The sequence below is a fragment of the bacterium genome (assembly GCA_027622355.1).
In the GTDB taxonomy this organism is placed as follows: Bacteria; UBA8248; UBA8248; order UBA8248; family UBA8248; genus JAQBZT01.
The window spans coordinates 1-6,245 of sequence record JAQBZT010000179.1; the positions used below are offsets into that span (position 1 = coordinate 1).

The 6,245-nt window shown below is 62.8% G+C and carries 7 protein-coding genes; 1 reads left to right on the top strand and 6 read right to left on the bottom strand.

Annotated features, from left to right (window positions below; genetic code table 11):
- From O2807_10555 to argH, 3 genes are all read right to left on the bottom strand, one after another.
- On the bottom strand, positions 1-734 hold a 734-nt coding region (locus O2807_10555; GenBank protein MDA1000937.1), incomplete at its 3' end, for a diaminopimelate decarboxylase.
- Positions 735-783: 49 nt separating this feature from the next.
- Positions 784-909 (bottom strand): hypothetical protein, encoded by a 126-nt coding sequence (locus O2807_10560; protein MDA1000938.1) that lies wholly within the window; start codon positions 907-909, stop codon positions 784-786.
- Positions 910-925: 16 nt separating this feature from the next.
- Entirely contained in the window at positions 926-2,338 is a 1,413-nt protein-coding gene (gene argH, locus O2807_10565; protein MDA1000939.1) for an argininosuccinate lyase, read from the bottom strand.
- A 210-nt stretch (positions 2,339-2,548) separates the two neighbouring features.
- On the opposite strand from argH, the gene O2807_10570 reads away from it, so the two are divergent.
- Complete coding sequence (locus O2807_10570; GenBank protein MDA1000940.1) at positions 2,549-3,853, top strand: MFS transporter; 1,305 nt, start codon at positions 2,549-2,551, stop codon at positions 3,851-3,853.
- Between the two features lie 112 nt (positions 3,854-3,965).
- Here O2807_10570 and O2807_10575 read toward each other — a convergent pair whose 3' ends face one another.
- The 3 genes from O2807_10575 to fliD form a co-directional block, all read right to left on the bottom strand.
- On the bottom strand, positions 3,966-4,601 hold the full coding sequence (locus O2807_10575; protein ID MDA1000941.1) for a hypothetical protein: 636 nt from the start codon (positions 4,599-4,601) through the stop codon (positions 3,966-3,968).
- Between the two features lie 31 nt (positions 4,602-4,632).
- A complete protein-coding gene (gene fliS / locus O2807_10580) occupies positions 4,633-5,058 on the bottom strand; it encodes a flagellar export chaperone FliS (GenBank protein ID MDA1000942.1) in 426 nt (141 codons plus the stop codon).
- A gap of 24 nt (positions 5,059-5,082) precedes the next feature.
- Positions 5,083-6,245: flagellar filament capping protein FliD (fliD, locus tag O2807_10585; protein ID MDA1000943.1), on the bottom strand; the 1,163-nt coding region annotated here is incomplete at its 5' end.

Sequence of the window (6,245 nt, forward strand, 5' to 3'; positions counted from 1 at the left end):
TTGTAGGTGATGCCGAGGCCGCCCCCGAGGTTGAGATAGCGAATCTCGTGCCCATCCTGGCGGAGCGCCTTCACCAGACTCACCACCTTGGCCACCGCATCCACGAAGGGGCTGCTCTGGGTGATCTGGCTCCCGATGTGGCAGTGCACCCCGATGGCCTCGACCCCGGGAAGCTCCGCCGCCGTGCGGTACTGGGAGAGCGCCCGCTGGATCGCGATGCCGAACTTGCTCTTCTTGAGGCCCGTCGAAATGTAGGGATGGGTCTCGGGGTCCACATCCGGATTCACGCGGATGGCCACCTGCGCGACTTTCCCGAGGCGGATCGCCACATCGCTGATGTTGCGGAGCTCCTCCTCGCTCTCGATGTTGAACATGAGAACACCCTGCGCGAGCGCATAGGCGATCTCATCATCCGACTTCCCCACGCCGGCGAAAACGATCCGCTCGGCCGGAACCCCCGCCTGGACGGCACGGTAGAGCTCCCCGCCCGACACGATGTCGAGCCCGCCGCCCATCTCGGAGAAAAGGCGGAGGATCGCCAGGTTGGAGTTGCTCTTCATGGCGAAGCAGATGAGATGCGGCACCTCGGCGAACGCTTCATTGAAGACCCGGAAGTGCCGGGAGAGCGTCTTGTGGCTGTAGACGTAGCAGGGCGTCCCGACCTTCTCAATGAGATCGGGGATGGACACCCCCTCGGCGTGCAGCACGCCGTCCTTGTACGCGAAATAGTGCATGGCTTCCTTCTTTCTTTTTCGGGCCAATCTTCTTCAGGTCAGGGGCCCGCTAAGGCCCCTTGATAATCGGTTCCTGCGGCTGCCGCGGCGGCCCCTTCACGCCGCAGCCGGAAACCAGCCCGATCAGAGAGACGAGGATCGCTCCCGCCAGCATGATCGAAAACATCCGCCGCAAGCCGTCCCCCCCTTTCCTAACGCGAACGCAAGCCGAGCCGTTTTCGCTCGGCCCGGATCTGCCGCAGGACGCTCTGGCGCGAGGCACCGCCCGCGCTCTTGCGGCCCGCCGTCGCCCGCTTCAGATCGGTTTCCTTCAAATCGGCAGGCTTGAGCCGCGAATCGGCCTTCTTCAAATCCGCCGCCGACAGTTCGCCCAGCGGCACGTCTTTCTCCAGGGCCAGCCGGACGGCTCTTCCCGCCGCCGCATGGGCCTGCCGGAAGGGTACCCCCCGCCGGGCCATGGCGTCGGCCAGATCGGTCGCCGTCATGTAGCCGCCCTCGGCCGCGGCGGCCATCCGCTCGGGCTGGGGCCGAATCGCCGCCACCAACTCTGCCATGACGCCCAGCGATGCGAGCAGCGTGTCGGCCGCATCGAACAGGGGTTCTTTGTCCTCCTGCATGTCGCGGTTGTAGGTGAGCGGCAGCCCTTTCATCAGCGTCAAGAGCGAAACGAGCGCGCCGTAGGCCCGGCCGCTCTTTCCCCGGACAAGCTCGGCCACATCGGGATTTTTCTTCTGCGGCATCAGGGAACTCCCCGTCGCAAAGGCGTCGGGAAGCTCGATGAAGCCGAACTCGCCGCTCGCCCAGAGGACGATCTCCTCCCCCAGCCGGCTCAGGTGCATCATCGAAACCGCCGCCGCCGCCGCGAACTCGATGGCGAAATCCCGGTCGCTCACCGCGTCCATGCTGTTCTCCGCCACGGCGTCAAAGCCAAGTTTTTTGGCCACCATCCGCTGATCGATGGGGTGGCTGGTGCCCGCCAGCGCGCCCGCTCCCAGGGGGAGGACGTTCACGCGCCCTCGCGCATCGGCCATGCGCTCCCCGTCGCGCCGGAACATCTGGCCATACGCCAGGAGATGATGGGCGAAGGAAACGGGCTGGGCCCTTTGCAGATGGGTATAGCCGGGCATGATGAAGTCCACCCCCGCCTCGGCCTGCCGCAGAAGCGCCCGCCGGATATCCTCCAGCGCCGCTATCGTCTCGTCAATGATGTCGCGCAGCCAGAGGCGCACGGCCGTCGCCACCTGATCGTTGCGGCTCCGGGCGGTGTGGAGCCTTCCGCCCGCGGCGCCGATGCGCCGTGTGAGGGCCGCCTCGATGTTCATGTGGACATCCTCAAGGGCGGGATCGAAGCGGAATTTTCCCGCCTCGATCTCCCGCAGGATGGCCTTCAGGCCGGAGACGATCTTCCGGGCGTCCGCCCGGGGGATGATCCCACGGGCACCCAGCATTTCGGCGTGGGCCGCCGACCCGCGGACATCCCAGGCGGCCAGGCGCTGATCGAAGGAGACGCTCTCGGTGAAGCCCTCCACCCGGGGATTCGTCCCCGCAGTGAAACGCCCGCCCCAGGGCTTCGTCGTCTTCCGGCTTATCTTTTTTTCCGCCATTTTGGACCCATCCTGCCGATACCTTACCGATCAGGGGCGGGAACCACCAGTATCGCCCAGACCCCGAAGCGAACCCGCGAAAACCAGCCTATTACACGAAAGAATCCCTGTTGCGCAAGGGGCGGATCCCCGCCGGGCCGCTTGCCGCGGGTCTTTTCGATACGTAGTATCCCCCTGCTGGCGTTATCTTTCGCTCTTAACGAGGACCATGTGGAAACAACGACGCGGCCCGCTTCTCCCGCATCCGGGATGTTCAGCGCAAGTGAATGGCTGCTGATTCTCGCATGCTTTGTCCTTCTCGCCATCTCCGCAGGGGTGAACTTCAACTTCGGCATTTTCATCAAGCCGCTCTCCGCCGAATTCGGATGGTCCCGATCGGCGATTTCGGCCGGCTTTTCCATCTTTATGTTCACCATCTCGGCGACCGCCATCCTGGCCGGAGGGCTGGCCGACCGCTACGGAACCCGGCGCGTCGTCCTCTTCGGAACGATCATTCTCAGCATCGGCCTGATGGCATCCTCGAAAATCCAGAATCTGTGGCACTTCTATCTCCTGGCCGGCATCGTGGTGGGGCTCGGCCGCTCCTGCCACATGATCCCGATCCAGATTTTCCTCCCGCGGGCCTTCGCCCAAAACCGCGGGCTTGCGACAGGGCTCGCCGGCGCGGGGACGGGCGCCGGCATCTTTTTCCTCCCGCCCATCTCGGGGTATCTGGTTGACGCCTTCGGGTGGCGGAACGCCTATTTCATCCTCGGCATTTTGGTGGTTCTCATCGCGCTGCCCTTCATCGTCTTCCTGCGAATTCCCCGGAGCCATGGCCGCGCCAAGGCCCAGAAGATAGACACCGCAGAGTCAAGGGAAAATCCGGAGGCCACCCCCGGTGAGCCCGCCCCCGTGCCCGAGGCTTCGCTCGGCCTGCGGGCCATCATGAGGCGCCCCACCTTCTGGAGCATCATGGGCAGCCACCACTTCGATTGCCTTTGCCATTCCGTTCTCCTCGTCCATATCGTCCCCATGGCCATCGAGGCGGGAATCTCCAAGATGCACGCCGCGCTTCTGATGGGGGCAATGGGGTTCGGCGCCTTTGCCGGAAGGATCATCGCCGGGGTGCTCTCCGACCGCCTGGGGCCCAAACATTCGCTTTTCCTGGTGCTGCTTCTCCAGACGCTCCCGGTCCCCTTGCTGCTCTTCTCCCCATCGCTTCCTGTCTTTTTCACCATCGCGGTCACCATCGGCGTCGGCCTCGGCGGCCACGGCACGATGTACCCGCTTGTCACCCGGGAGTACTACGGTGCCCGGAAAGTGGGCATCATCTTCGGCTCGTTCTCGACCGGGGCGAGCATCGGTATGGCGGCAGGCGCTTATATCGGCGGGCTTCTCTACGACCTTTCGGGGGATTACACCCTCGCGGTTCTCTTCAGCTTCCTCGCCGGGCTCGTCTCGCTGGTTTTCGTCTGGGTGTATCCCGGAAGGCCCATCCTGGCGCCAGCTCGCCCGAAAATCGCCGCCACCTAGGCGGACTCCCGGCAAAAAAAAACCGGACGAGCGCTCCTCGTCCGGGAGAGTGGGCATCGGGAAAGTGCCGGGCCGAGCGGCAGGCCGTTCGGCCCCTTCCTCTCAGCTCCGCTCAGTCAATTTGAAGCTGGATTTTCTCAAAGGCATCGCGGAACGGCTGCTGATAGGACATGAAGTCTATCATCAGGATCTCCCGGATGCGCTCCGCGTTGTTGCGCTCGAACTCGTTGTGAAGCTTCTTCAAAAGGCGGCCGAAATCGGCCGAAACGGCCGCCAGCGACTTCCCGCCGACCTCGGCCGAAGCGTTATCGAGACCGGCCATCTGAAGAAGGTTCCAGTAGGAGTTGAGAATCAGGCTCCATCCTTCCGCGCAGCCCATAACGCCCATCTGTGCGCCTTCCTCATCGTTCGCCTTGAAGAACGAGACCGTTTTGTCGCTCCACTCGGAGAGTTTCACCAGAAACTCCAGGGAATCCTCGCAAGTCCGCCGCATCAGCGCCTTGGGGTCGGCCGAGAGACACTCGATATTCTCGAACTCGCCGATGGGGCGGCCAGCCCACTCGGCCATCTCGCCCTGCATCAGCGTCACATCGCCGTCCATCACGCCCAAAAGGACGCGGCCCAATTCCTTGAAATGATTCATCACCCATTCGCAAAGCTCGCCGAAGGTCGCAACGCCCGCCGGGATGTCGTACCGCTTTTCGTCCATCCTGAACTGCATCGTTCCGGTTGCTGTCGTCAGGTTCATCTGATCATCCTCTTGAAATCGTCCGGATCGCCTACTCGGTCGTGACCACGGGGATGCCTCCCGGAATGGCCGGCGAGGTAACAACTCCCTCCGCAACCTCTCTCCACGCGGACGCGAGCGGCTCCAGGGCCTTGCCTGCCTTATCGAGAAGTTCCGTGTCCCTTTCCTGGAGCCCCTTGGCGAGAGTGTCAAGGACGTACGCATAAATGTCCGCGAGCTGCTTGGAGAGCTCTGGTGAATATTTGGGGTTCAGACAGCCGAACAGCTCCGAGATGATGTTCATGGCCCGCAAAATCTCGGTGCTCGCGTCCATGTTCCTGTCCGGCTCATGCAGGAGCATCTGCCCCTTGCGGATTCGCTGGATCGCACCCTCATACAGGAGAACGACCAGCTGGGCGGGAGAAGCCGTCTTGATCTGCGTTTTCTGATAGCTCTTATAGGAATCTGTCGGTGCCAACGCAGCTCTCTCCTCTTGAAGGGCCTACCTTCCCCGGCCGCCTCGGGCGATAATCGACTGAGAGGTGGCCTCGATCTGCCGTAACTGGCCTTCCAGAAACGAACCCGTCGTCTGGAGACTCCCGAGCGCCTGTTCCAGCGCCGCAAATTCCCTCAGGAGCTTCTGTCTCTCTCGCTCGGCCTGCGCGAGCACAGAATCAATCTGGTTCTGCAGGTTACTAATCCTATTATCGGATTCCTGGAGCGCAGCTTGAATCGGGCCCTCCTGGCTGGTATCCGTCAGAAACTGGAGAAATTCCTTCATCTTCGAGGCAATGCCCCGGGAGACCACGACGGTTCCCTGCGGGGAGCCCTGCGTCAAAAGGGTATCGGGGGTGACGGTGACCTGGAGCTGAAGGCCATCGGTGTTGGCGTTGCCCGCGTCGCCCGTGAGGGTCTGCCCATTCCCGGTCGCCGCCTCGCCTCTGATGGTTCCGGCCACGTCCTGACCGGTAATGGTGGTCGTGGAATTCGCCGTGCTGGCTCCCAGGCCCGTGGTTCCCGCAGTGGCGCTCGTCGCCGTCGAGGTCACCTTGATGGTGTGGGAGGATCCGTACTCGTCGTGGCGAATCGAGATTTTCCCGGTCGCGTTGTTGAATACCGCCCGGGCGTTGTTGATGTTCACGTTTTTCAGCGCCGAATTGATGGCGGAAACCGTTCCCTCGGCCGAGAGGCCGACCGTCAGATTGACCGAGGTGACCGTCCCGTCCACATCAATGGTCAGCGTCTCCTCGGCCGTGATGCCGGCCGCCACATTCAGGGCGCCTTGCCGCTCGGCCTGGGTGGCCGCCCGGGTGATGTCGACGGCATAGCCGCTGGCGGAGCTGACCTTCGTTTTGCCCGTAAAACCAAGGACTTTGATGTCCACATCGGAGGCCGAACCGACATCGGCGAAAACCTTGGCGACCTCATCGGTTTTCGATTTCAGGAGCCCGCTGAGCGTCGTCTGGCTCAGCGTGAACGTCCCGGTGTCGCCGCTCAGCGAAACCCCGATATTAATGAGAGAGCGGAGCTTGTCGGAGGGCAGCGAGTCCACCTCCGAAAGCAGAATGTCGTTCAGCTGGTTCTGAATGGAAAGGATATTCGTGTCGCCGAGGAAAGCCCCCGACGCGTTCGTCTCCGTATTAAAGAACGAGTTGTCGTTGATGA